A 25,824-nucleotide genomic window follows, 5' to 3' on the forward strand; every position below is an offset into this window, starting at 1 on the left:
TAGAAATCCATCTGTAACTTGAGCCATACTGTGGCTTATCGGGTGGGTCAATTTTCAGTGCAAATCCCGGGTCAATATTCGGCGCAAATTAACAACGCTACGTTGATGCGTCAGTAGTTACTGGTGACCCAGTACACACTGGCATTGAATGGGGTACATATTCATGGAACTCGACGACCGGCGCAATAACCGCCACCTCGACAGGCGACACCAACGGAAACTGGGGGTTGGCTGGCGATATTGACGGTACACAGTACCTAACAGCATCCGGCAATATAGGCACGATTTTTCAGCCAAGTTGCGGCCCTAGCTGCACTCTTCCTCTCAGTCGAGTTCTTCCTTCGTCCTCGCAAATCATCGGAAGTTGGCTTGGGGAGACAAGTGGCTACCTTTCCGTTGTTAGCTTCTTGTCAGATGGACGCTACGTTGATGCGTCAGTAGTTACTGGTGACCCAGTACACACTGGCATTGAATGGGGTACATATTCATGGAACTCGACGACCGGCGCAATAACCGCCACCTCGACAGGTGACACCAATGGAAACTGGGGGATTGCTGGCGATGTTGATGGCACACAGTACCTAACAGCATCCGGCAACACAGGCACGATTTTTCAGCCAAGTTGCGGCCCTAGCTGCACTCTTCCTCTCAGTCGAGTTCTTCCTTCAGCAGTGCCAGTCCCTGCCACTGCATGGTTACTGGGTTCCGGCCTATTGGGCTTGATAGGTGTTGCACGACGTAAAGTAGCCTAATCACTATTTATGCTCATGAAGTAGATGGCTACCAAACGCAGTAATAATTTAATGAACCAAAAAAACCCAACATAAACTGGACTAGATCATGAAAATACGTAACATATTAATCACATCTATTGTTGTGACTTCGCTTGCCTTATCCGCGACCGCAAATGCAACACCTGTTAGTTTGAACGTTAGTGGAGCTTTCGCATCTGCGACCGGCTCCTTATCAGGCTTGCTGAACCAATCTTATGCGTCAAATTTTAAGTATGACACTGATACATCATTAGCAAGGCCCGGTTCAATGGCTTTCGACCCCGCAAATGGAGGGGATTTGGGTGTTGCGTTTTGCGATGGGGGTTTAGGTGTTGCGTCTTGTAGCTCCTATACCGTAACGCCCTCCATTAATGGTGGCCAACTTTATACTGGTGGGCAGACCGTCGTAGAAATTAATCATAATGTTTATATTAGTTCAACTCAGAATAAAGGGATGTTCCCGGCCGGAACTTACGATGTCCTAGCTATTGACGGATGGGCTCCAGGATCTACGTCGTTCGTTCCAGGCTCAACTATTGGCACAAGTGGAGCACCCAATAACGCCGTTGATTTTGATGTGACTTTTTTTGGAAAATTATTTACCTCTGATATAACCACTGCAACACAGATGCCCGGTACTGTTGAGCCTGCAAATGTGGTTTTGGCACTTGTACATATTGGGAAGTGGGAAAACGGTGTGAATACCGGCAATGCGTATCAGGTCGGACAGATTAATGGCAGTTCTAACAACTTTGCTGTTACATCGGCAGTGCCAGTTCCTGCTGCCGCTTGGTTGCTTGGTTCTGGCCTGCTGGGCTTGATCGGTGTGGCGCGACGCAAGGTAGCTTAATAGTTTTTTGCTCACGATAACGGCGGCCTTAGGGTCACTGTTATCATTTGCGGATTTGGTTCTGATGGTCTGCTTTTGCAAAGCTCGAATGACTCTTCAGGGTCGAACCCGGATGGACGCCTTTCTCCACAGCAGACATTGGTTTCGTGGTTCCGATACGGTCAGCTACGGAAGTGCGTGATCCCCATGAACGGACTTTCAGCCGTGGGTATTTGTAATATCTTTTTAATTGCTGGGTATGCCAATAGACCCTTGCTTAGGGCAGAAACAAAAAAGCCCAGGTGTTCAGCCTGGGCCCTTGGAATCATTTTCTTGCTCACAATCCAATTAATCGTAAAACTCACAGTCAGATAAATCCTCGCTGCCCAAAAACCATTCTCGGTACTTCAAACCCCTGACATAACCACCCTGCACTAGAAATTCCTTGAACCCAGCGAAGTCCGCCGGTTCCTGGCCGTCCTTCAAATACTCTGCTTGCACTTGCAAAGGCTCAAAATCGCGCAGCACCTCGATTAGGTCATCGGCATGGTAACCGTCGTGCCTTCCTTGCGACAGCATAATGAACGTCCCTGATTTGGCTACTTTATTATTGTTATCAAACAGTTATTGATTCCTCTTTTTGGTTACGTACTCGAAGTTGCAATTACGTATAGCAACAAAGTGGCGGGTACGGAAGTTCATGGTTTCCGACAGAGGACGTTGATCTCGATACAGTGGTGACAGGCGGTTACGTGCAAAGACCAGATACCCGTGTGGTTGCCATGCGTGCTGAACTAAGCTTTTGTTGTACTTTCATCTGTGCAATAATTCTCCCAGTTCTATTGGAGCATATTGTGCGGCTGAAAATGTAGCTAAACACTGTAGCTAGCCACCATATGGATTTTGTTGTAACTAATTGTATTTATAGCGGTTTACTGGGTTTTCTGATGAATCCCTCTCTCTCCGCCAAGTAACAAGCAAATACGCCCCTTTCGGGGCGTTTTGTTTTTGTACCCATCAATTAGCACACTAGTGTTGGCAGGGCGATTTCCCGGCTGGTTTTGCAGTTCTTGCCAATCTTCTGCGGATTTAGACGTTCTTGTTGCGTGTCTGGAAAGTGCGCTCTGATGAGGCCAGCCCTGTTCGGTCAGCCGTAACGTGGCATTTCGGATGTCCACTGGTCCGGTCGAATGAGTTGCCGAGATGAAACGCACGCAGATTCTCCAGGATGTCTGGCCCACCAGCCGAAACGTTTTCAATCTTCCACCCGAAATCGGAATTCTGATGCCCATATTGATTTCGGCTGATCCATGCGCCACATTCATCTTCACGCCAGAGGCCTGAATCCACGTCGAAATTACCCCTGGCTTTCTCCCAAACCTGTTGTACCAGTTCTTCGCTAAATTTCATGAACATTCTCCATAGTTCAAAATGCGCGATACGGCCAGCGTTCTCACCTTTCCTGAGTCAGGGCAATCTTTATTGATTAAAGCAGGCTGCAGAAGAAATGCAAACTTTTTCCAGTAGGGGCCTGGTGCTGGGGTCAGTAAATTCGCAGGGGGTGTTGCTGAGCGTGAAGGAACCAGCGGTCAAGCACCACGTGCCGGGTGAACCATGCATTGCTTAGCAGCTTGCCGCCGATGAAACGCTGTAGCTGCTGTGGAAATAGGCTCGCGTCAGCAGATTGGGCAGTACCGAAGCGCCCCTGCAAGCGCTGTGGGTAAGGCGCGAGTTGCGCTTGCCGGTAATCCCCTTCCGCTTCGATAATCGTCTCCGCCGCCAGCAGGGCGGATTCCACCGCCGGGCGGATGCCTTCGCCACTTTGCGGGTAGGCCAAACCCGCCGCATCGCCGATTAGCAGCACCCCATTGTCCGTGGGTTTGCGTGCGCTGTGGCCTTGAAGCAAATAGGCATGCCCACGGAATTCGTTCGGGATATCGGCAGGAAACTTGCCGCGTCGTTTCAGGAAATCGCAGAAAGCCGCCAAGTGCTCCGATAGGTGGTGGTTCTCATTTCGCCCCAGACCGATGTTGAGATAGTCCCCCTTGCGGAAGCACCACCCATACCCCTTGAGATCTTGGCAGAAAAATAGTTCCGGGGTGTGCGGTAGCACTCGGCATGCTTTCGCTTGTGCGGCATCAAGTGGGAATTCGGCCTCCTGTGCCACGACGAGAGACTGTTGCGCGCCGAGTTGCGCACCGAGAAACCGTGCCACTGGACAGGAATGCCCCCCGGCGCCGACCAGCAGTGAGGTCCGAATTGTGCCATTGGCGATCCAGCCCCCGTTGCTCCGTTCCAGGGAGCGTAGCGGTTCACCCAAGCGCAGGCGCGCCCCCGAGCGCTGAAGCAGATAATGGTCGAACTCGTAACGGCGGATGCCATAGCTCACGTCATTGCGGTAGCGTGTTTCCACCTCGGCGCCATCGATGACCCCGGTGCTGAACCCGGTGATCGGTTGCAGTACCCTGCCGGCGGCATAATCAGCGCACTCGATCTGCAGGGTGTCGAGCACGGAGGGGGTGATCCAGCCAGCGCATACCTTGTCCCTGGGAAAAGTCATAGAGTCCAGTACCAGCACGTCCAGACCGTGGCGCCGCAACTTCCAGGCGCAGGTGGAACCCGCAGGTCCACCCCCCACGATCAGTACATCACAGCTTTCCATCGCCTCGGCCATGGGCATAAAGGTATTCTCGGGTCCATGGGATATCGTTATTGGCGGCACGGGTGAACACCACTTGAAACAATTGCAATTCGCCGGCTGTGAAGGCACTCATTGATCCAGACAGATACAGGCGCCACGCCCGCACGAACGGTTCGCCGAACATCTCGTCAACTCGCGGCACCGCCGCTTCATAACGATGCAGCCAGTGCTCCAGTGTCCTGGCATAGTGCAGGCGCAAGTTTTCCACGTCCAGGATGGAAAAATTCGCCGGCTCAAATATTTTCATCATTTCGCCAAGACTCGGGGGGTGGGCGCCCGGGAAAATGGTCCGTTCGATCCATGGATTCAGCAGGGAGGGTTGGTTCACCCCAATGGAGTGAATCAGGCCGCGCCCATTCTGCTTGAGGCAGCGGTCAATCACGTCGCCTAACATCCGGTAGTGCTCGACACCTACGTGTTCGAGCATGCCGACCGAGACGAAGGCATCGAATTCGCCGGTTATCTCGCGGTAGTCGCCTTCGATGTACTCGATAAACCCGCCCATGCCTTCGTGCCGCGCCCGCTCCCGCGCATAGGCGAGTTGCTCTTCGGCGATGTTATAAGCGCTTACCCGCACACCATAGTGCTTGGCCATGTGGAGTGCGAGAGCGCCCCAGCCGCAACCGGCTTCAACGACCTGATCGCCCGGCTTGAGCTGCAGTTTGCGGCATACGTGGTCCATTTTGGCAACTTGCGCCTGCTCCAGAGTTGTCGATTCGGAGGGGAAATAGGCACAGGTATACAACAACTGCTGGTCTAGCCAAAGCTTGTAGAAATCGTTGCCGATGTCGTAATGGTGGTGAATGTTTTCCCGCGCGCGCAGCAGGTTGTTGGGGCTCGGACGGTTGAGCCAGTCGAGTATGGCTTGCCGCAATCCGCCCGTGGGGGCTTGGGAACGTGACTGGTAGAGGGCTTCCAGGAATTCCACCAGGTTGCCTTCCACATCGACCCGGCCGGCACAGTACAGTTCACCGAACTGCAAACACGGATTAGCGACCAACCTGAGCAAGGCGTCCCGGTCTCGAATGCTAATCCGTGCGACCGCTGTTGCCGGCGAAATGGTGACTTCCTGCCCGTCCCAAAGCACGAAGCTTACAGCGGGCGAGCCCATCAGTTCGAGTATCTTGGCCAACAGCCATTTTTCCAGAAAGTATGGGCTCCCTTCAGACCGGTTTGGCCTGTGTTGCATGGGATGGAAACGGCGTTTGGTGGCCGCGGGTTCTTCCAGGGGTTCGATTCTTTGTCGATTCATGGTTGCATATTCCACTATCTGGTGCTTATGCCTGTCGAAGTTGTAGTCTTAATAACTTATAGCACACGCGCAGGATGTGTTACGTGTTGGCGACAGATCCTGACAACCCCTACGACTTATGCTATACAAAAAGATCACGTTCACCGTTCCCTTTAAAATGAGAAGGGTCCGTTTTTTTTGTTTTGTCAGCCAGGAGTGATCACTGTGCCCACAGTCAAATCAAAATCTGAAGGCAAGAAAGCGCCAAGCCCTCTCGTCCCTAAGTCCGCTGCCGCCAAAAAATCTCAACCGGGACCCTCTGCGAGCGAGCAGAAAATGCCTGTCACCCCTGAACAGCGCTATCAAATGATTACCGAAGCGGCATATTTTCACGCTGAACAGCGCGGTTTTGTTGGAGGCGATCCCGTGCTCGACTGGCTGGAAGCCGAAGCAGCAATAGACTGCATAATTCAACAGCCGGGTAAAGAACCACAAATGTCCGAGAAACAGGCATTTCAACAAAAGCTTGAAGCGCAGATCAAGGAATGGGACGCCAAACTCGAAGAGTTGAAATCTAAAGCACAAGATGCAAAGACCGAGATTCGGGCCGACTACGAGAAACAGCTCGAAATCCTTGCGAGCAAACGTGATCTGGCCCGTACTAAGGTGTTGGAGTTGCGGCAGCGCACGGAAGGGGCCTGGGACGATTTGAAAGGTGGAACGGAAAAGGCTTGGGAAGAGATGCGAAAAGCGCTCGATCATATCGCTTCCCGTTTCAAATGAATCGTCAATGCACAACTGCTTCCAGAACCTGTTGATGAAACTCAAATGCGATCACCGTCCCGGAATTGTTTTAACGAAGCCAAAGCTGGCATTGCACATCCGGCAGCAGCATGATGCCGGCGCAGATCATTCAGGCCAGCTTGTCGTGTCTGGCTATGGCCCGGCTATGAGGGCAGAGGGAGAGACGTAATGTACAAGCATATTCTGGTGGCACTGGACGGCAGCGATACCTCTGATTTGGCCTTGCAGGAGGCTATCAAACTGGCCAGAGAAATGGAATCCCAGTTGCGGATCGTGCATGTGGTTGACTTCGCGGCACCGAATTGGGATACGGAATTCATCAACGTTGTTGAAATACTGGAAGCAATGAGCAAGTCGGGCGAAGCGATCCTGAACAAGGCATCATCGGTCGCACTCGAGGCCGGCATCACGGCTGAAACCAGGTTGATGAAAATCGAATCATTGGGTCAGCGCATCAACGAAGCGATCGCAGAAGAAGCCGACAAGTGGCCCGCCGACCTGATTGTACTTGGAACCCATGGGCGGCGCGGCTTCAGCCACTTGCTCCAGGGTAGTGTGGCAGAAGGCGTGGTACGGGTTGCCACAAAACCGGTATTGCTGATTCGTGGGAAATAACCCCCCATCATCAAGCAAACGCTGAATAAATCTGGCGCGCCTCCTTGCCGATCCATAACGCCGACATCGCCGCCATCTTCGAGGAGATCGCCGACCTGCTCGAAATCCAGGAGGCGAATCCCTTCCGCATCCGCGCATACCGCAACGCCGCGCGCACTGTGGGCGAACTGTCCCAGGATGTACGCATGCTGGTGGAAAGAGGCGATGACCTGAAACGGCTCCCCGGCATCGGCGACGATCTTTCCGCCAAGATTCTGGAAATTGTCGCCACCGGCTGTTGCAGCCTCCTGGAGCGCTTGCGCAAGGAACTACCGCCCGCCGTCACCGAGTTGCTGAAAATCCCGGGCATCGGCCCCAAGAGGGTGAAGGCGCTCTACCACGACCTGGAAGTGCAGACCGTCGAACAGCTTTACCGCGCCGCACGTGATGGCCGCATTCGCACCTTGCCCGGCTTCGGCGAAAAGACCGAACTCAACATCCTGCAGGCAGTGGAGGCGCACGTCAGCCAGGCGCGCCGCTTCAAGCTGGCAGTTGCGGCGCAATACGCCGAGGCTTTGTGCGCCTATCTAGCGGCAGTGCCGGGGGTGAAGCAAGTGACGATCGCGGGCAGTTTCCGCCGCATGCGCGAAACCGTGGGCGACCTCGATATTCTCGTCAGCGCCATGCCGGACAGCCCGGTGATGCAGCGCTTTGCCGCCTACGACGAAGTGGCGGAAGTTCTCGCGGCTGGCGCCACGCGCGCCAGCGTCATCCTCAAGAGCGGACTGCAGGTGGATATGCGCGTAGTGGCCGAAGAAAGCTACGGCGCGGCGCTGCAATACTTTACCGGCTCCAAGGCGCACAACATTGCCATCCGCCGCATCGCCCAGAAGCGCGGATTGAAAATCAACGAATATGGCGTCTACCGGGGCGAAGCCCGCATCGCCGGCGAGAACGAAGAATCCGTCTATCGTGCCGTCGGGCTGCCGTATATCCCGCCAGAGCTGCGCGAAGACCGCGGCGAGATCGAGGCGGCACATGCGGGGCGGCTGCCGCATCTGGTGGAACTGGCTGACTTGCGCGGCGACCTTCACGTCCACACCAGGGCCACCGACGGCCGTAATACCCTGCGTGAAATGGCGCTGGCAGCTCAGGCACAGGGCTTTGAATATCTCGCCATCACCGAGCACTCGCGCCGCCTCACCGTGGCCCACGGCCTCGACCCGCTGCGCCTTGCACGCCAGTGCGACGAAATCGACGCACTCAATGAGCAGCTTACGGGCATTACCCTGCTCAAAGGCATTGAGGTGGATATCCTCGAAGATGGTAGCCTCGATCTGCCGGACAACGTGCTGGCGCGACTCGACCTGGTCGTGGGCGCGGTGCACAGCAAATTCGGACTGTCCCGCGCCAGGCAGACGGAGCGCATTCTGCGCGCGATGGAGCACCCCTTCACCCTGCTCGCCCACCCTACAGGGCGGCTCATAGAAAAACGCGAGCCTTATGACGTCGATATTCTGCGCATCATCCGCCAAGCCAAAAAACGCGGCTGCTTCCTTGAACTCAATGCGCACCCAGAGCGCCTGGATCTGCTTGACACTTATTGCCAGATGGCGAAGGAGGAGGGCGTGCTGATCAGCATCAATTCGGACGCACACAGCACCTTCGATTTTGCCAATCTGCGATTCGGGGTGGGTCAGGCACGGCGTGGATGGCTGGGGAAGCAGGACGTGCTCAACACCCGCCCGCTTGCCGAGCTGCGTACGCTCATCAAGCGAACCATGCAGCCATGACACGTGAAAGGTGTGCGGTCATGATTGAGCGGGGATAAGAGAAAATAGGCGGGGTGTTTTACCCGCCCGCATTGCTATTTTTCCCTTTCAACCAATTCACCGTCGATTCTCGGCACATCCCGCTGAGGATGTTGCTTTCGCAGATGTTCCAGCCTTTCGTTGCGGGCGATGCTTTTTCGGCCGCCCACCTGGATTTCAATCTCTTCTTCCTCCGGCTGAGTCTTCTCTTTCGTCCGCTCGTCGCTCATCTCTCTCTCCATTATTTGGCCACCTTAAAAATATAGACGGGCTGCTCTGTTTTACAAGAGTTGGCATGACCCAGAAATGAAAATGACCTACATCGCTGTGAGCGCTGTGAGATCCTTTTTATTTGGCTCCGCAACTTGAACTGCCGGCAGCGAATACTGTTCCGCATTTGGCCCCATCAAAACCGCCTGACCACAGGTCAAGCAAACCTGGTATTGCAAAATGCAGTGCTATATTTCAAATGTAAGCTGAATCAGAAGCTAGAAACAGGCCCGCAGACCTGATTGTGATCGGAAGCCATGGTCGCCGCGGTTTGCATCGCCTGCTTCTGGGAGGTGGGTCCGAAGGCGTGGTGCGCATTGCAACCAATCCTGTGTTGCTAATTCGGGGCGTATAAATGTAACACCGGTTTGAAGGCAGGAGATTTAAAATGGCTATTGCAGCAAAAAGCAGTACCCCTTCTCGCAGCGTCACTCGCAAAGCCAAAACGGCTAGTCAAGAGCGCTATGCTCCAAAGACCAAGCCGGCTCCTCAACCGGCTAAATCCGCTGTAAAGCATATGGTGCCTGACGAAGCATTGCGAAAAATTGCTCGCCGTGTGTTGGAAGAACTAAAAATACCAGGGAAAATTCCTAGCGAGGTTATCCTGAGGGCTTTATTTGAAGTGCGCGATTTGGTTGAGACGACTGTGAAATAAGAACAACCAGTCGCTGGAAATTCAGATGGGCCAACCAGTGGGTTCATTCTACCTAAATGTTGGCGTGGAGAAGAAGGAGTAAATTCTAGGGGCTAAATAACCCTTTGGGATCTGGTTTGTGTGGCTTTTCCGATCAACCTGGCACAAAAAACGGTCAAACGGTGATGTTAAATCTTCGCTCCCCCATCAATTCCACAACTCTAAGCTAAACGGAAGAAAAACACTCAAATGCTCTACTGGGCCGATTATGCAAAAATCTTTGTGGCGCTGGTGATTATTGTCAATCCCGTTAGCGCGCTGCCACTGTTCGTCAGTATGACAGCCAGCAACAGCGAAGCAGAAAAGAAACATATTGCACGTATAGCGAGCATTTCAGTTGCAGTGGTGCTTGTTCTGGCGGCAGTCATTGGCCAGCCTATACTTGCTTTATTCGGGATCACCATCGCTTCATTTAAGGTAGGCGGCGCGATCTTAATCCTGTTGATGGCCATTTCCATGATGCATGCCGCACCAAACAGAGAAAAGCAGACGCCGGAGGAAGCAAAAGAAGCCGAAAACAAGGAAAATATTGCCGTGGTTCCACTCGCGATACCGCTTCTTTCAGGCCCCGGGGCAATATCCACAACCATCGTCTACGCGACTGAGCGTTCATCGCTAGGCCATCTTGGGATCATCATTCTATGCTGCCTGTTGGTTGCGTTCACTACTTGGCTAGCACTAAGGCTCGCAACACCGGTAAGTAAATGGCTCGGGGAAACTGGTGTGAACATTGCTATCCGGCTGATGGGATTGTTACTGGCTGCCGTTGGGGTAGAGATTCTTACGAGTGGGCTCGTCGTATTGCTGCCCGGACTCAAGTAGGAAGTTTTTAGCTTGTGCAAACCGGATTCATGCAGACCGATCTTGCTGCTGAATTTCACGTGCCAACGGTAGCGATGGATATTGTGCTCAGGAAAATTGGCAAAATCCTGAGACTGCCGCTCAGATTAACTATAGTTAAATTTGATAATTAATGACGCGCACCGCATCCCAGCCGTCGGTTGGTCTGAATCTGTTTGCCAGGAAATATGCCCATTCCCCCGGAAAAAAAGAAGGGTTTTCTGCCATCCTTTCCCCCTCCATCGCGCGAGTCGGTCTGGTGGCTATTTGGCTTGGCGATGCTGGTGTGGGTTCTGTTCACGCTTATCCTGCCGATGGCGCAGGTGAAGCAGATTCCTTACAGCGAATTCAAGGCCATGGTGCGCGAAGGCCGTCTGCAGGAAGTAACGCTTGGTCCTTCGTACGTTAGCGGCATTCCGAAGGACGACAAGGCACAGGGAGTCCGCATTTATACGGCCGTGAAGGTCGATGATCCCGATCTGATCAAGGAGCTGGAAGCCAAAGGGGTTCCGTACCGCGGTGAGCTGGAGGGTAAATGGGCCCCATTAATCTTGTCCTGGCTCATCCCCATCGCGCTGCTGCTGCTTTTTTGGAAGTTTATTCTCGACAAGCTCGGCGGCGCACAACGCAACCTTCTCTCCATCGGGCAAAGCAAGGCCAAATTATATGTAGATAGGGACACGGGCGTGACGTTCGACGACGTTGCAGGGGTGGATGAAGCCAAGGACGAGTTGCGGGAAATTATCGACTACCTGCGCGAGCCGGAGAAATACCGCCGCCTCGGCGGCACCATCCCCAAGGGGGTGCTGCTGGTTGGGCCGCCGGGCACGGGAAAGACGCTCCTGGCAAGGGCGGTGGCGGGTGAGGCACGCGTCCCGTTTTTCAGCATGAGCGGCTCCGAGTTCGTGGAAATGTTCGTCGGCGTCGGCGCCGCACGGGTGCGCGACCTTTTTGAACAGGCGCAGCAAAAGGCCCCCTGCATTATTTTCATCGACGAACTGGATGCCCTGGGCAAGGTGCGCAGCGTGTCGCCGGTGGCCGGAGGGCACGAGGAACGGGAACACACCCTGCAGCAGCTGCTGGTCGAGATGGATGGCTTCGATTCCCGCAAGGGAGTAATCATCATGGCGGCCACCAACCGCCCGGAAATTCTCGACCCCGCCTTGTTGCGTCCCGGCCGCTTCGACCGCCATGTGCTGGTGGATCGGCCAGATATTCGTGGCAGGGAAGATATCCTGCGGGTGCATTGCAAGCGCATCAAGCTTGCCCAAGATGTGGATATCAAGGTGCTGGCGGCACGCACTACCGGCTTTGTCGGCGCCGACCTCGCCAACGTGGTGAACGAGGCCGCCCTGCTGGCGGCACGCCGCAACAAGTCTGCAGTGGAGATGGAGGATTTTGAGGAAGCCATTAACCGGCTCATCTCCGGATTGGAAAAGAAACGCCGGGTAATGAGCCAAAAAGAGCAGGAAGTCATTGCCTATCATGAATCCGGCCATGCCCTGGTAGCGGAGTCACTGCCACAAACCGACCGGGTGCACCGCATCTCCATTATTCCCCGGGGTATAGCGGCGCTTGGATACACGCTGCAGCTTCCCACCCAGGACCGCTATCTAATAACGAGATCCGAGCTGCTTGAGAGGCTGACTGTTCTCCTCGCAGGAAGAACGGCGGAAGAACTGGTCTTCCAGGAAATTTCCACCGGCGCCCAGGACGACCTGGAACGCGCCACCAGCATGGCCCGCAGCATGGTGTCGGCCTACGGCATGAGCGAGAAACTTGGCCCGATGACTTATGGGCCAGGCAAGCGCCCGCAATTTCTGGAAGAAACCATGCCCTTATACGGCCGAGAGATCAGCGAGGAAACGGCCCGCGAGATCGATCAGGAAGTGCGCACCCTCATGACCGAGGCGCACCAGCGCGCACACACCGTCCTGGAAGCGCAGCGTGACATCCTGGACACCCTGGCGCACAAGCTTCTGGAAAAAGAAACCATCGAAGGCGACGAACTCCGGGAAATCATCAGTACCATGCGACAAGCCTCGCCAACCAGCACCTGAAATGAGCGTGGCCACGTCAGGATTCGAGCCCGCCTACCTGCGCCTGCTGCGCAGCGGCGAGTTGGAGCAACGGGTAAAGCTCGCCTGGCGGCATCTGGAAGACTGCGACCTTTGTGCGCGCTATTGCCGCGTCAACCGCTTGCAGACCGTAAAAGGCGCGGTGTGCCGCACCGGGGAACGGGCAGTGGTTCACAACTACGGCCCCCATCACGGCGAGGAGGAACCGCTTCGTGGCCGGGGCGGCTCGGGCACGATCTTTTTCAGCTGGTGCAACCTGCGCTGCGTGTTTTGCCAGAACTGGGAAATCAGCCAAAAAGGCATCGGCCGGGAAGTCGAGCCTTCTGAACTGGCGCAAATGATGCTCGACCTGCAAGGGGAGGGCTGTCACAACATCAACCTGGTCAGCCCCAGCCACGTGGTAGCGCAGATCCTGGCGGCGGTAGCAATCGCGGCGCTGCGGGGGCTGCGCCTGCCCCTGGTATACAACACCGGCGGCTACGACAGCCTGGAGGCCCTGAAACTTCTGGATGGCGTGGTCGATATCTATAATGCCGGACATGAAGTATGGCGATTCGGAAACCGCCCATCAGTACTCTCACGTGCGGAACTATGTGGAGGTCAATCAGGCAGCCGTCAAGGAAATGCACCGCCAGGTCGGCGACCTGATCCTGGATGATCGCGGCATCGCGCTACGTGGCCTGCTGGTGCGGCACCTTGTGCTGCCCGGCGGCCTTTCCGACAGCGAGAAAGTGCTGGCGTTTCTCGCCCGCGAAATCTCCCCGAACACCTATCTCAACCTCATGGATCAGTACTATCCCTGCTACCGCGCCGACGACTGCCCGCCACTCGATCGCCCGATCACCGCGGAAGAATACCGGCAAGTTCTGGCGCTGGCGGAACGCTACGGCCTGCGGCGGCTGGATAAGCCGCGCAGCCTGCGCTGGGTCTGAGCCAAGAAAGCCTAAGAAGCTGTTTTAGAACTTAGTGTGGGAAGTGCCGGATTAGTCGGCACTGGATTCCATGACCCTCAGTGTTGAAACGAAACGTGGATATCGGATTCCGCTTTGGAGTGAATAGCCGGATACAACCAAGAGCGGTGTTCCCGGCCTGCGCGGGAATTTTGGGGTCACGAGAACTTTGATGTCGATGACTATTTCCGTTGCAGCGGCACCTCGACAGGCTTCTAGGCAAGCCGCGCTTGCCGAATCTCGACTAAGCCTGGGCAACAACCAGGGGCACAAACATTTCCGCTGCACTCACCCCGCCGTGCAGGCCGACATGGGTATAGCGGCGTTCCCCCGTCAACCAATCCTTGATGGCGTAATTCTCCCGCATCACCAGGGCATAATGCCCGACCCGATCCAGCAGGCGCGGATGGGGTTCGCCCGGACCGAACCAGCCTTCTTCCACCAACTGTCGGCTCTTGAACAGCTGGGTTTGTTCCGCGAGTTTATTCCGCACATAGCGCTCGAATTGCTCGACCTTGTCCGGATGCACGTAGCAGTATGCCACCCGCGGTTCGCCGCACAGGGGCAGCACCAGCGACTCGGCGAGGGCCGGGTGCTTGTCCAGTTCGATCTGGCTCCCCGCGCCGGCATCCACTATGCCATGGTCGGCCGTGACGACCACGGTGCTGCCGCTGCCTTCAAGCGTCGCCATGAATTGGGCGTAAGCCGCGTCCAGTAAGGATAGTAGCTTTGCAGCCCGTGGGCTGCCGATGCCATGTTGGTGTGCCAGCGTATCCAGCTCGGGGTAATAGGCATAGATATATTTCCTTTCCGCGCTTGCCTGCACGATTTCGGTGATCGCCCGGAACATCCCTTCCAGAGAACGGTATCCCAGCCTTTGCGCCCGCCCGGAATGGGCGGCATTGAAGTCAGAATGCACGATCCACTGCGGCGATACCACATAGGATGGAACGGCGATCTTGTCGAAGAATGGCGTATGGCCGAAGAGCGTCACCACATCGATGCCGGATTCCCGGTAGGAGCGTCCGCCGTGGCGTGGCTGGAACGGCAGCACGGCGGCGACGCTGCCGATCTCGCGAAAATAGGTGAACCAGCCGGTCAGCCCGTGTTGTTGAGGCGCCAGGCCGGTGAGAAAGGTGGTGATGGCAGTGGCCGTAGTGGAGGGAAACACCGAGGTGATTTTGGCCCGCAGGCCATTGCGCAAGGCTTCGGCTTGCGATTGCGCCAAATGGTCGTAACCCAGGCCGTCGATCACCAGCAGAATGAGGTTGCGGGCGCCGGCAATCTCATTCGGCGGCAGTGCACGCAACGGCATATAGGGCGGGTTGCCGCCGCAGGCCGATTCGATGGAGGCCATCAGGTTGACGATGCTGCCTCCTTGATAGTTGGGCAGGTTCATGAGCTATTACGGCTTCCCCAGCCAAGCCAGGATGTCATCCGGCAGGCGGTCGCGGTTCTCCCAGGTCACCTGCCATAACTGGACATCCGGGCGGCGCTTGACTTGGTCGATAAGCCCCTTGCCGTGCAAAGCAATGGTGGCGACAACCGGCTTGCCCGATTCCAGGATCCTGCCAATGGCGGCGACGAATTGTTCCGACAGACATTCCATCTTGCCGATCTCATCCACCAGATAAACATCCACTGCTTGCTCCAGCGCCAAGGAAGAAGCAGCCAGCGCATCGATCACCGCCACATCCACACCGTATTTTCCGACGCGGCGGGGGCCTGGGAATTCCGTCCGCGCCATCACGCCCTCACGCCCATCGAAGCATACCAGGCGAAAACCGCGCCGCTCGCCGCCGGAGCGGATTTCCTCGGTATAGAAACCGGCCAGCCGCCAGTCCGGCAAGCCGGCAGCCACCTTGCGCAGCACCGTGGTCTTACCCACGCCGGGAACGCCGGTTAAAAGCAGGATTTTCAACGCACACTCTATCTCAACAGGCCTGAGATGACGACATCCACCGCCTCATCGGGTGTCAGGCCGTGGGCCATCAGGGTTTCTAGCTGTTTCTGGTCCACCGTGCCCACCGCCGCCTCGTGGGTAACCATGGCCTGTGGGTGTTCTACCCTGACGATGGGTTCGGCACTGGCCACGGCTCGGTCGCGCACGATCTCCTTGCAGTCCATGTGGCCGCGCGCCCCGGCAGCCTTGCCGTGGGTCACCCCGATCACGGCGCTGGTTGCCTCGTCCTCCACCGCGATGCGCGACTTGATCAGCCCTCGTGCATCCTCCCCCTCCAGGATCAGTTCATCCCTGATGCGGATCTCGTCCGTGCCATGGCCGTATACCCGGGTAGTGATCTCGGCTACGCCCTGCTTTTCCACCACCACCCGGTAATCGAGCTGCAGCTTTCCCACCCGCCCGCTGGTCAGGGAAAAATCTGAGAAATAGCGGGCATGCGACCCGACCCGCACCTCCGCCTGCGGAATCACCTCGATACCGCCGTAAGGTCCGTGATAATGTCCTTCGCTATGGCGCAACTCGGCGCCTTCCCCGAGTTCCACCCGGGACTCCATCACATGGCGCACCTTCTCCGCGTTGGGAAAAATGCAATGGGCGATGATGTGGGCCGAGGTATGTGCTTCGAGTTTGACCTGCAGGCGGATGTGCTGGCTGCCATGCGGTTTCATCAGGCCGATGCAGGTATGGATCGGGTTTTCCACCTGGATGCCGCGGGCGACAGTGATCTGGATGGTGATGACCCCGGCGCTCTCCTGGCTGCGGATATCAACACCCGGAATAGTTTGGCGGCTGAGCATCTGCTGGCCATCGATCACCAGGTGGGCGGTCTGCGGCTGGGTGAGGATCGCCGCATCCGGATAGTGGCTGAACAGTTCGCCCAGCAGGTTATTCAAGCCTTCAGTCATGGCATGTTTCCCCGTCGCATGTCCTGCAATCGCGACTGCGGAAGCGTTCGGCGACCCGTTCCGGTTCATCCGTCATGACCAGCCTGCCGCCGCAAAGCAGGGAGGCGCGGTTGGCAATGCGTGCGATCTCCTGTCTATGGGTAATCAGCAGTATGGCGGCACCCTCCCTTTGCAGTTCCTTGATCACATCGACGACCTCCTGCAGGGACAGCATGTCGATGCCTGAGTCCGGTTCGTCGAGGATCGCCAGCTTCGGCTTCAGAGCCAGCAAAGACGCCAGCTCGATGCGCTTGCGCTCCCCTCCGCTCAGTGTCTTGTCCAGCGCCCGCCCCAGATAGGCCGCCGGTTCCAGGCCGACGCGCCGCAGGCAGTCCGCCGGGGTGTTGGCGGCTCGCCCCAGGCTCAGATAGTCGCCCACGCTCAAGCCATCAAAACGGGCCGGCTCCTGCCAGGCCATGGTAATCCCGAGTCGGGCGCGTTCGTGGATGGCCATGGCAGTGATCAACTGCCCCTGAAAACGGATTTCACCCGCAGTAGGCATATAGCCGCCACAGCCCATGATGAGATTGGCGAGAGTCGTCTTGCCGGCACCATTGGCACCGAGCAGGGCGTGAATCTCCTGCTCGTTCACCGTCAGGTCTAGGCCGGACAGAGGTTTCTTGTCCCGCACCGAGTACGTCAAGCCTTTAACCTCAAGCAAAACCATGCGCTATACTCCAATCAAGCCATTTCACAAGGCAGGCGATGTTCGCCGATTACACCCGAACGCCTGCAGCTTCTCTTATGTATAGCTTTCTTCCAGGCCCGGAGCAATTCCGGTGCGGATCATCTATGGACAGAATTGATAATGAGACCCCTGTTCCATCCGAAACTCGTCAACGACCCTTTCGGGGATCCCGCGCTTTATGTGGATTGCCTGTTCGAGAAACGGGCCATGATGTTCGACTTGGGGGATATCAGGAAGCTTGCCCCGCGGAAGATTCTGCGCCTGAGCCATATTTTCGTTTCCCATACCCATATGGATCATTTCATGGGCTTCGACTGGCTGCTGAGGATTTCCCTGGGCCGCGAAAAGCGGATGCATCTTTTTGGCCCGGCCCGCTTCCTGGAGCAGGTCGAACACAAGCTGGCGGCTTATACCTGGAACCTGGTGGAGAATTATTCCAGCGATTTCACTCTGGTCGTGACCGAGGTTCAGCAGGAGGGGATGGCGAGAAGGGCCAGATTCCGCTGCAGGACCGCTTTCCGAAGGGAGGCTGAAGAAGAGCTGGCGCTGGCCGACGGGGTCCTTGTGGATGAAGAAATGTTTCGCGTCCGCTGCGCCATCCTCGACCACAAAACCCCCTGCCTGGGCTTCGCACTAGAGGAAAAGGCGCACGTCAACGTGTGGAAAAACCGCCTGGCGGAAATGCGCCTTCCCATGGGGCCATGGTTGCGGGAATTGAAACAGGCGGTCCTCCGGGGCGAAGCGGATGATACGCCGTTCCGTGTCTGGTGGAAGGAAGGCGGGCAGGTCCGGGAAACGCATATTCCGCTCGGCCGGCTCAAGGCCGAAGTGCTGCGCATCGTTTCTGGGCAGAAGATCAGCTACGTCACCGACCTGGTCTATCATCCGGAAAATGCCGGAAAGGTGATCAATCTGGCCCGCGGTTCGGATCTGCTTTTCATCGAAGCCGGCTTTTTGCATCAGGATGCCGAGCGTGCTGCACAAAAGTATCACCTGACTGCCCGGCAGGCTGGCTCAATGGCGAGGGAGGCAGGCGTGAAGAACGTTATTCCGCTTCATTTTTCCCCCAGCTACTCTGACCGGGAGGCGTTGTTGCGCCAGGAACTGGAAGACTCGCTTGGCTTGCAGCCAATTGTTTGATCGGCCCTAGAATGCCGGTACGTCAGCCGGGAATGCACTGCTGCTGAATGATGCCCAGTTCATGCGAGCCAGCGAATCCGTGCTCTGGCGCAGGATTCTTTGGGCTGCCCGCACCTTGTTGAGCAAACCGGTCAGTTCGGCATCGAACCTTTCATTGGCAACCAGTCGGTACCACTCGTCACCGTCCGGATCTTGCTCATCAAGATTGCGCCAGAACAGGTTGCTGAAGCTCCCGTATGTAACCGGTTTTCCCGCAGCAAGGTCGGCCTTGATTTTGCCGGCCCATGGACGGCGTCGTTTAATCAGCCCCTCCGCGCCTTCGTGAACCTTCACGGACAGGTAGGCATGGAGATCTTCCGGACGCCTGATCTGCTCAAGCTCAAGGATACTGTTTCCAGCCATGGCATCCGCAATCAGGGCTCGCAGATCAGCGCTGGTGATTTCCAGGGCAACGCCGGTTTGGAATTGTTGAATCTTGTCGAAGTACATGTATTCCTTCTCTCTTAAGACAAATTTTGATAGCAAAATCCTGCCAAGGTTCAATGTGCTATTCCAGATCACTCCGGGGCGGCTGCTACACTGGTAGTGTTGCATTTGCCGCGAGGTGGGCATGCGCGAAATTGACGGTTCCTACGGAGAAGGCGGTGGACAGCTGTTGCGCACGGCGGTGGCGCTTTCAGCTATTACCGGGGAAGCTGTCCATGTGCGGCACATCCGTGCCAATAGAACCAATCCCGGTCTTTCTCCCCAGCACCTGACCGCGGTCATGGCTGTGGCCAAGCTGTGTGGTGCTGAGGCAGAGGGGCTGGAAGTCAAATCGCGGGAAATTCTGTTCCGGCCTGGCCGGTTGGTTGGCGGCCGGTTCGATTTTAGAGTTGGCACTGCCGGCAGCATCACTCTGGTGTTGCAGGCGGCGCTGCCCGTTGCGGTTGCTTGCGGAGAAGGCTTGTGGATGCGCATCAGCGGCGGCACCGATGTCCGTGCTGCCCCACCCCTGGATTACTTTTGCCTTGTTCTGCTGCCCTTGCTCTCCAGCATGGGCGTCAGGGTCCGAATCGAGGTATTGAAGCGGGGGTATTACCCGCGAGGTGGCGGCGAGGTGGCCGTGGAGGTGCTGCCCTCCTTGCCGCTTCAGCCATTGATGCTGGATGCGGCCGGCGCCCTGAGGGAAATCCGCGGCTACGCCCACATTGCCAACCTGCCGGATCATATCGTTCAACGCATGGCGAGTTCGGCGCTGGCGGAGCTCTCGGCCTTTCCTGCGCCATCCATCAATCAGGCCGTATTGGGTGCAGATAAAGCCATCGGGGCGGGAGGGGCGATTGTTTTGGTCGCGCAAAGGGCACACACCATTCTGGGCGCTTCCGCCATCGCGCAACGAGGCGTGCCCGCAGAGACACTTGGCTCGGAAGCGGGCAGGCTGTTGCGCGAGGAAATTTCTGCCGGGGCAACCCTCGATATCCATGCTGCCGATCAGGTGCTGATTTATCTCGCCCTTGCAGGTGGTACCTCACGCTTTCGGGCAAGAAAGCTTACATCCCACGCTCTTACCACCATCTGGCTGCTGGAGCAGTTTCTGCCTGTACGCTTCAACATCATTGAAGCCGATTCCCTGAAGCGGGTCGAGGTGACATCCAATCCGGCTTGAAAATTCAGAAGACTGGTGCGCTCCAGAGTGTATTTGTTATTAGGGCGGCGTGCTTATGAGGCATCTTACTGTTCCTTAAGCTCCGCATTCATTTGCATGTAAATCAAAATTATTTATAGGCCCATACTGATTAATTGATCTGTATCAATATTTCTCATTGGCTATGGGGTATTCTGAAATAAAACCGATGTGGTCATCACCTTAATTTTGTTCTACCAGATAACGCCATGACACCACGACCATGAACAAATACCATCTGATCTGGAACGAAAGCCGCCACAGCGTTGGCATTGCCTTGATTGACAGCCAGCACCGTGAAATTATCAAGAGGGTTAACCAAATCGCCGACGGGGTTGCCAAAAGAAATCAAAGCGAAGCCGTGCAGGAAATGTTGGGGGGGCTGATCCTTTTTGCCCGTGAACATTTCGCCGTCGAGGAGCGTCTCATGGTGGAATATGGCTTTCCCGACATGGAGAGCCATATCGAGGAACATCGCAGATTGTTCCAACAACTGAACAACCTCATTAATGTAGGCCTACGCGCCCCAAACCATAACAAAGCGGCGCTGGTTTCTGCCTTTCTCACTGATTGGGCGGAGCAGCACATCCTCCGGGCTGACAAGGAACTCGGCGAATTTCTAGCTGCTAAGGGGCTCAGCTAGTGTCGTGGTGGTAAGCGCAGGCTTGGCCCAGGCCTGAGGGCTATGGTTTAGTAGAGGGAAACCGCCTGATCGAGTATGAGCGCGGTTACTTTCGGCATATTCCCCAGCCATTCGTTGGCGATTTTTGCCGCCTCCCGCTGCAGTGGCTCGCTTACCCCATGAGCAGCCTGGATTTCTATCGCGGCGACCTGAGGCTGGTCCACCGGTGCGCCGATGGCGGACAGGATTTGCACCGTTACGCCTTCCGCTTCCTCCAGCCGCTCGTGAATATCCCGCGCCATCAGCATGGCCAGGACGTTGTACAGTTTGCCCACATGGGAGACCGGATTCTTGCCCGCGACTGCTTCCAGGGACATAGGTCGTGCCGGCGTGATCAAGCCGCTGGCCCGATTGCCGCGCCCCGCTTGGCCATCATCACCCATTTCGGAGCTTAAGCCGGAAACGGTCAGATACAGGCCGCATTCGTCCGTGGCGGCTGGGTCGTCCAGAGTGTTCAATTGCAGACTGGCGCCTGGACCGATTTCCTGTTTGAGGTATTCGCAGATATGGGCTTTGTGCTGCCGGTAATCGGAGACACTCGCCACGTGGCGATCCACAAACGCCAAGGCAATGGTAAAAGCGGAATCATTCCCCACGCGCATGCCCATTACCTTGAAATCGGACCCGGCACTGGGAAAACGCTGCCTGAACGCCTTCGACCGCAAGATTTCGGCGAGGCGCAGGACGTTTGTCTCAAGGGGGGAGTAGGGGGCGAATCCCACGCCGAAGGAGGTGTCGTTTGATAAGGGGACGCCTGTGCTACGGGCGAAGATTTGCTTGAGGTTGGCACTGCCTTCACGGATATGGGTATCGATCACTATCCCCGCAGCAGCGTCTTGCAGATGCTCTTCCAGGTAGCACCGCGCCGCTTTTTCCACGATCTCCTGAACGTTGAAAGCAGGTTCGGGGCGCGTTGCCCGTCCACAAATGATCAGGCGTGCCTTTTCTTCAATTAATCCGCCCCCGAAGCGCGGTGCGCTGCGGCCCGCTGCCAACAGCCCCTTGTCCAGGTTATGGTGCAGAATTCGACCGTAAGCCTTCAGATAGGCGAGGGAAAGCGCACGGGAAGCCGCTTCGCACACACCGTCGGTGACGGTGTCCGGGTGACCTATCCCTTTGTGTTCGCACATTTCCACCTCCCGCTGCTCCACAGGGATGCAGGAGAATGGCGTGACTACGATATTTCTGGACATGGTTCGAGCGTTACCCCCATTTATCGCGTCTTGAGCAAATTACAGTATTGCACAGATTTCATGCGGCTATGAATGGATGGAAATCTTGTCGATTCATTGTGATAGCCGGCATAAAAAAAATATCTGTAGTTGGCTGTTGAATTATTAGACGGGGAGTCGTCCGAAATGTGCCACAAGCAGTCACATGACGTTTGGATTGAATTCCTGTTGTTTGGTTGTTTAGTGGCTTTGTCGATATTCCTTACATCACTACATTCCACCCCCATAAACCCGCCAATGTCTTAAAGTATAAGGTTCTTAATATGGAAGTAGCGTTGAAGTAAGAGAATGTCATTGCCTGAAACTATCTGTTGTCATCAAGATCCGTCGAAATATCTTACAGTTATGCGCATTGCGCGCGCTACACACATTTAAACACTCCTGATTCAATTGGCCTCTATGGCTGAACGAAGTCAATTGGCATGACTATTGCTAAACTTAAACCATATTTTCATGCCGCATAATTAAATACCAAAATGTGCAAACACAGCATCAAAAAATTAATTTTAACCTGGAGCAATCAATGAAAACCACACAAACCCTGCTCGCTGCTGTAATTCTCAGCACCGGTCTGTTATCCGCCAGCGGCGCCAATGCTGCACTGGAATCCCGTCTGGGCGGTCTAGCAGTATATGACACCCACCTCAACCTCACCTGGTTGGCGAATGCCAACGTTAACGGCGATATGACCTGGTCACAAGCCAACACCTGGGTGGCGGGTCTTACAGTGAACGGAATCAGCGGATGGCGCCTGCCCACTACATTGCAACCAGATGCTTCTTGCAGCGGGCAATATGCCCCCACGTCCGAATCCTATGGCTACAACTGCACTGGCAGCGAGATGGGGCATCTGTACTACAACGAACTGGGCGGTACCGCATATGGCAATCTCTATCCTAATGCCAACTTGGCACTATTTCAGAACGTTATGGCAGGAACCTACTGGTCCAGTACAGCGACGCCGTCTAACACCCTCGCGTGGACCTTCGCCTTCGGCGGCGGCTTGACGGATGGTATTGCCATGACCGACTATCGTTACGCGTGGGCTGTTCACTCCGGTGATGTTGCCGCCGCCCCCGTTCCTGCGGCCGCGTGGCTGCTTGGATCTGGCTTGATTGGCTTAGCTGGTATTGCACGTAAGCGCAAAGTAGTTTAATAAACGCTTGGGGTTAATAAGACGGCGGCCAATAGGTCGCCGTTTTTCGTTCCTGAGTTTGTTCGCTGAAAATCTGATTTCGGCTGGCTTGAAGGACCGCTATGGGTCGATCCCGGCTGTACGCCTTTCTCCACAGCAGATGTTGGTTCCAGTGGCATCGATCAGCAACTAGCCGGAGCGGCTTTTTGTGTATGGCCATTTGAGGCAATATTGCCTACAAAGATCAGGGTAATTCATTACCTTTTGTCTTTCGTGAGCTTGTCCTCCACCTCGGTACGGAACGGGTGACATGGCGGCTGTAGGGATAAGCAAGTTAATGCATGGAAAACATCCAACCTGGAAGAGAATTTCAGGTTCTGGAAAACCCCCTGAAGGCGGCAGAGGCCAAGCTGTACATCAGGACGGCCAGCAGGATCACCACGGCAAAGCCAAGGTGAATAGCCAGCAGGGTGGCAAGCACAGCGCCCACCACGGAGGCGAAGCCGTTGATGGCCCAGGCCCAGGGGATGCTGTCCTGGGCCGTCCGGGACAGGCGCGTCATGCCGGTGGGAAAGGGGATGCCCATGCATACCGCCAGGGGCGCGATGAGGCCGACCGAGATCGCGATTTTCGCCGCATCGGGCAAGTGGATCAGGGCCTGGAACAAGGCTGGCAGGATGGCGAGATAGAGCATAGCCACCGCAGCTATGATCAGCACCGCCCGGTGGACCCACCCTCCCTTCTCCCCGACCCCTTGCCGGCGTCCGGACAGCCAGCTTCCCAGCGCCGCAAACATCAGGAACGCGCACAACACGACCGCCACAGCGTAAAGGGGGTGCGACAGAAACAGTATGAATTTCTGGATGAAGGCGATTTCCATGAACATGAAGGCCAGGCCAATGGCTAGAAAGTACACGGCTGCCGGCCAAGGCGGCAAGGTGCGCCGGCAGCGGGATAGCGCCAGTGGCGCCAGGATCAGCAGCACACTGGCCCCTACGGCTTGGGCCAGCGTGGCCACCAGCAGCGGATAGCTCCAGTCGAGAAGCGGCATGCCACCTTGCCCGCGCAGAGAGAATAATTCTGCTGCCGCGCTCCATTTGAAGAAACGGAAAAAATACGGCCTGTCATCGGTCGCGGGCTCGATGTAGAACTTGTAGCGCGCGATGAAATCCTCGCTTCCGGGGCCCAGCAACGCCATGGCTCCCTCGAATAGCTCGGGCCGCTCCAGCAGGTTGTAGCGGTTGGCCTCGTCCGCGCGCATCCCCGGGTAATAGGCCAGGTCGAAGGAGCGTGTGCGGCTGAAGGCCTTGATTGCGGCGATTTCCGTCGCCGTGAAGTCGCTGTTCTTCACCAGCAGTGTGACGGTTTTCCAGCCCCGGATCATGGCCAGCCTTGCTCCCGGATTAGCGACGCCGGACTGCTCCAGGGCGCGCACCGCCGTGGCAAACAGCTTCAGCGAATCGCGCGGCGGCAGGCTGAGCCAGCGCGTGACGGCCAGCATGCCGCCGCGATTCAGGCTGCCCAGGTAGCTTTGGAACGCCTCCACGGTGTAGAGATAGCTTTCGCTCAGGCCATACAGGCCGGCCGAGGCGGTGCCGAAGGAATCCAGCAGCGCCACCTGGATCAGGTCATAGCGCTCACGGCTGGTGTTGACGAAAGCCCGCGCCTCGGCTGCGTGCACATGCACGTCGGGGCGGCTGTAAAGACCGCCGGCAAAGTCATGAAAACGCTTCTGGACCAGGGCTATCATATTCGGGTCCAGCTCCACCGCATCAATAGCCGTTGCGCCATGGTAAAGGGATTGCAGCACGTCGTTGCCGGTTCCGGCGCCTAGGACCAGGACCCGTGGCCGTTCCAACACATGGAAAGGCAGTGCCGAGGTCAGGTCGCCAAGATAGGACAGGGGCGCGAGCTGCCCATCGAAGCGCGTCAGGGCCACCGGGCCGTCCCCGTCCACGAACACGCCTAGTTGGGGCGGTGGTTCGCTGGTGGCGTTGAGACTCATTCCCGGCGCATGGCGGAAGGGAATTCGCGCGCTTTCGACCACCGTGATTTTTCCCAGGGGGCTGGAACGCTCCTCCGCCACGCGCATCCCGACGATATTCAAGGTTTGGCTCAGGTCCTTGTAGACAGAGGGATGAACCTGCAGCCAGGCGGCAGGCAACGCCAGCGCAGCCAGCACGACAAGTCCAAGGAACGCTTCCAGCAGCCATCTGGGCTGCATCTCCAGTTCGATGACGGCAACGGAGGCTGCCAGCAAAGCCAGGGCAGCGAGCGCGCTCAGCACCTGGTGGAGCGGCAACAGGAACAACAAGCCGATTGCCCCCAGGCTGCCGATGCCGGCACCGAGGATATCGAAGGCATAGATTCGCCCTGCCTCCTTGCCGAAGCGCGACAACACCAGGCCGATGCCCAGCCCTCCGCAGAAAAAAGGCAGCATCATGAGAAGATAAACGGCGAATAGCTTGGGGAGCTGAGTCTTGTCCCACAGCAGTTCGAGGGGATTGAAGGGTACCTGTTGCGCCAGCAGGAATGTCGCAGGCATCAGGATGGCCAGACCCAGAGCAGCAGTCAGGTATACCCTGGCAAAGCGGGGTTCAAGCTTCTCCTTCAGCAAGGTCAGGGCCGTGCCGCTTGCGCCGTAACCCAGCAAGGCTGCGCTGATGATCATGTAGGCGAAATGGTGCCACAGCACGATGCTGAACAGGCGCGTCAGCAATACTTCGTAGGCCAGGACAGAGGCGGAGAGAAGGGCGATGGCGAAAACGGGAGGACGCGTGGCTGTAGCCATGGCTGATA

At 56.5% G+C, this 25,824-nt stretch carries 25 protein-coding genes and 1 pseudogene; 14 read left to right on the forward strand and 12 right to left on the reverse strand.

What is annotated here, in order from left to right:
- The first annotated feature begins 840 nt into the window (after nt 1-840).
- Nucleotides 841-1,623 carry a VPLPA-CTERM sorting domain-containing protein gene (locus SCT_RS17555; protein ID WP_237759567.1) on the forward strand — a complete coding sequence of 261 codons (783 nt, stop codon included), beginning with the start codon at nt 841-843 and terminating at the stop codon, nt 1,621-1,623.
- Between the two features lie 327 nt (nt 1,624-1,950).
- Here SCT_RS17555 and SCT_RS02390 read toward each other — a convergent pair whose 3' ends face one another.
- From SCT_RS02390 to SCT_RS02405, 4 genes are all read right to left on the reverse strand, one after another.
- Nucleotides 1,951-2,181, reverse strand: coding sequence for a hypothetical protein (locus SCT_RS02390; protein WP_059418603.1), 231 nt, complete (start codon nt 2,179-2,181; stop codon nt 1,951-1,953).
- A gap of 510 nt (nt 2,182-2,691) precedes the next feature.
- On the reverse strand, nt 2,692-3,012 hold the full coding sequence (locus tag SCT_RS02395; RefSeq protein WP_059418605.1) for a hypothetical protein: 321 nt from the start codon (nt 3,010-3,012) through the stop codon (nt 2,692-2,694).
- A gap of 133 nt (nt 3,013-3,145) precedes the next feature.
- Nucleotides 3,146-4,282 (reverse strand): NAD(P)/FAD-dependent oxidoreductase, encoded by a 1,137-nt coding sequence (locus SCT_RS02400; RefSeq protein ID WP_202812101.1) that lies wholly within the window; start codon nt 4,280-4,282, stop codon nt 3,146-3,148.
- Nucleotides 4,251-5,555: a cyclopropane-fatty-acyl-phospholipid synthase family protein gene (locus SCT_RS02405; RefSeq protein WP_202812102.1), complete on the reverse strand. Its 1,305-nt coding sequence runs from the start codon at nt 5,553-5,555 to the stop codon at nt 4,251-4,253. The genes SCT_RS02400 and SCT_RS02405 overlap by 32 nt, the downstream gene beginning before the upstream one ends.
- A gap of 204 nt (nt 5,556-5,759) precedes the next feature.
- On the opposite strand from SCT_RS02405, the gene SCT_RS02410 reads away from it, so the two are divergent.
- The 3 genes from SCT_RS02410 to polX all read left to right on the forward strand — a co-directional run bounded on the left by SCT_RS02410 (nt 5,760) and on the right by polX (nt 8,725).
- Entirely contained in the window at nt 5,760-6,317 is a 558-nt protein-coding gene (locus tag SCT_RS02410; RefSeq protein ID WP_144408201.1) for a DUF2934 domain-containing protein, read from the forward strand.
- A gap of 189 nt (nt 6,318-6,506) precedes the next feature.
- On the forward strand, nt 6,507-6,953 hold the full coding sequence (locus tag SCT_RS02420; RefSeq protein WP_059418611.1) for a universal stress protein: 447 nt from the start codon (nt 6,507-6,509) through the stop codon (nt 6,951-6,953).
- A 44-nt stretch (nt 6,954-6,997) separates the two neighbouring features.
- Nucleotides 6,998-8,725 carry a DNA polymerase/3'-5' exonuclease PolX gene (gene polX, locus SCT_RS02425; RefSeq protein WP_059418614.1) on the forward strand — a complete coding sequence of 576 codons (1,728 nt, stop codon included), beginning with the start codon at nt 6,998-7,000 and terminating at the stop codon, nt 8,723-8,725.
- 74 nt (nt 8,726-8,799) lie between these two features.
- On the opposite strand, the gene SCT_RS17270 is transcribed toward polX, so the two are convergent.
- The gene (locus SCT_RS17270; protein WP_159107871.1) at nt 8,800-8,973 is read right to left on the reverse strand and encodes a hypothetical protein; all 174 of its coding nucleotides are present in this window, start codon (nt 8,971-8,973) and stop codon (nt 8,800-8,802) included.
- A 266-nt stretch (nt 8,974-9,239) separates the two neighbouring features.
- Between SCT_RS17270 and SCT_RS16610 the strand changes: the two are divergent.
- From SCT_RS16610 to SCT_RS17450, 6 genes and pseudogenes are all read left to right on the forward strand, one after another.
- Nucleotides 9,240-9,368: pseudogene (locus SCT_RS16610) on the forward strand (universal stress protein); the annotation flags it as partial.
- Nucleotides 9,369-9,401: 33 nt separating this feature from the next.
- Nucleotides 9,402-9,668 carry a hypothetical protein gene (locus SCT_RS02430; protein WP_059418616.1) on the forward strand — a complete coding sequence of 89 codons (267 nt, stop codon included), beginning with the start codon at nt 9,402-9,404 and terminating at the stop codon, nt 9,666-9,668.
- 228 nt (nt 9,669-9,896) lie between these two features.
- Nucleotides 9,897-10,529: a MarC family protein gene (locus SCT_RS02435; RefSeq protein WP_059418618.1), complete on the forward strand. Its 633-nt coding sequence runs from the start codon at nt 9,897-9,899 to the stop codon at nt 10,527-10,529.
- A 206-nt stretch (nt 10,530-10,735) separates the two neighbouring features.
- A complete protein-coding gene (gene ftsH / locus SCT_RS02440) occupies nt 10,736-12,607 on the forward strand; it encodes an ATP-dependent zinc metalloprotease FtsH (protein WP_082098150.1) in 1,872 nt (623 codons plus the stop codon).
- Nucleotide 12,608: 1 nt separating this feature from the next.
- Nucleotides 12,609-13,283 (forward strand): radical SAM protein, encoded by a 675-nt coding sequence (locus SCT_RS02445; protein ID WP_202812103.1) that lies wholly within the window; start codon nt 12,609-12,611, stop codon nt 13,281-13,283.
- The gene (locus SCT_RS17450; RefSeq protein ID WP_202812104.1) at nt 13,249-13,557 is read left to right on the forward strand and encodes a hypothetical protein; all 309 of its coding nucleotides are present in this window, start codon (nt 13,249-13,251) and stop codon (nt 13,555-13,557) included. Before SCT_RS02445 ends, SCT_RS17450 begins: the two co-directional genes overlap by 35 nt.
- A gap of 262 nt (nt 13,558-13,819) precedes the next feature.
- On the opposite strand, the gene SCT_RS02450 is transcribed toward SCT_RS17450, so the two are convergent.
- From SCT_RS02450 to SCT_RS02465, 4 genes are read right to left on the reverse strand one after another with little or no spacing between them, the layout of a single operon-like run.
- The gene (locus SCT_RS02450; protein ID WP_059418621.1) at nt 13,820-14,974 is read right to left on the reverse strand and encodes an alkaline phosphatase family protein; all 1,155 of its coding nucleotides are present in this window, start codon (nt 14,972-14,974) and stop codon (nt 13,820-13,822) included.
- Between the two features lie 6 nt (nt 14,975-14,980).
- A complete protein-coding gene (locus tag SCT_RS02455) occupies nt 14,981-15,496 on the reverse strand; it encodes an NTPase (protein ID WP_059418623.1) in 516 nt (171 codons plus the stop codon).
- Nucleotides 15,497-15,504: 8 nt separating this feature from the next.
- A complete protein-coding gene (locus SCT_RS02460) occupies nt 15,505-16,443 on the reverse strand; it encodes a SufD family Fe-S cluster assembly protein (RefSeq protein ID WP_237759570.1) in 939 nt (312 codons plus the stop codon).
- Nucleotides 16,436-17,149 carry an ATP-binding cassette domain-containing protein gene (locus tag SCT_RS02465; protein ID WP_059418625.1) on the reverse strand — a complete coding sequence of 238 codons (714 nt, stop codon included), beginning with the start codon at nt 17,147-17,149 and terminating at the stop codon, nt 16,436-16,438. The genes SCT_RS02460 and SCT_RS02465 overlap by 8 nt, the downstream gene beginning before the upstream one ends.
- 141 nt (nt 17,150-17,290) lie before the next feature.
- Between SCT_RS02465 and SCT_RS02470 the strand changes: the two genes are divergently transcribed.
- Nucleotides 17,291-18,310: an MBL fold metallo-hydrolase gene (locus SCT_RS02470; RefSeq protein WP_059418626.1), complete on the forward strand. Its 1,020-nt coding sequence runs from the start codon at nt 17,291-17,293 to the stop codon at nt 18,308-18,310.
- Between the two features lie 6 nt (nt 18,311-18,316).
- On the opposite strand, the gene SCT_RS02475 is transcribed toward SCT_RS02470, so the two are convergent.
- On the reverse strand, nt 18,317-18,799 hold the full coding sequence (locus SCT_RS02475) for a hypothetical protein (protein WP_189799640.1): 483 nt from the start codon (nt 18,797-18,799) through the stop codon (nt 18,317-18,319).
- A gap of 121 nt (nt 18,800-18,920) precedes the next feature.
- On the opposite strand from SCT_RS02475, the gene rtcA reads away from it, so the two are divergent.
- Together rtcA and SCT_RS02485 are read left to right on the forward strand one after the other, a co-directional pair.
- Nucleotides 18,921-19,958: an RNA 3'-terminal phosphate cyclase gene (gene rtcA, locus SCT_RS02480; RefSeq protein WP_059418629.1), complete on the forward strand. Its 1,038-nt coding sequence runs from the start codon at nt 18,921-18,923 to the stop codon at nt 19,956-19,958.
- Nucleotides 19,959-20,199: 241 nt separating this feature from the next.
- Nucleotides 20,200-20,619 (forward strand): bacteriohemerythrin, encoded by a 420-nt coding sequence (locus SCT_RS02485; RefSeq protein WP_059418631.1) that lies wholly within the window; start codon nt 20,200-20,202, stop codon nt 20,617-20,619.
- A gap of 47 nt (nt 20,620-20,666) precedes the next feature.
- Here SCT_RS02485 and SCT_RS02490 read toward each other — a convergent pair whose 3' ends face one another.
- Nucleotides 20,667-21,851 (reverse strand): methionine adenosyltransferase, encoded by a 1,185-nt coding sequence (locus SCT_RS02490; protein WP_059418633.1) that lies wholly within the window; start codon nt 21,849-21,851, stop codon nt 20,667-20,669.
- 562 nt (nt 21,852-22,413) lie between these two features.
- On the opposite strand from SCT_RS02490, the gene SCT_RS17560 reads away from it, so the two are divergent.
- Complete coding sequence (locus tag SCT_RS17560) at nt 22,414-23,046, forward strand: DUF1566 domain-containing protein (protein ID WP_059418635.1); 633 nt, start codon at nt 22,414-22,416, stop codon at nt 23,044-23,046.
- A 349-nt stretch (nt 23,047-23,395) separates the two neighbouring features.
- On the opposite strand, the gene SCT_RS02500 is transcribed toward SCT_RS17560, so the two are convergent.
- The gene (locus SCT_RS02500; RefSeq protein WP_059418637.1) at nt 23,396-25,816 is read right to left on the reverse strand and encodes a spermidine synthase; all 2,421 of its coding nucleotides are present in this window, start codon (nt 25,814-25,816) and stop codon (nt 23,396-23,398) included.
- Nucleotides 25,817-25,824: the final 8 nt, after the last annotated feature.

The sequence above is a fragment of the Sulfuricella sp. T08 genome (assembly GCF_000971475.1).
GTDB lineage: Bacteria > Pseudomonadota > Gammaproteobacteria > Burkholderiales > Sulfuricellaceae > Sulfuricella.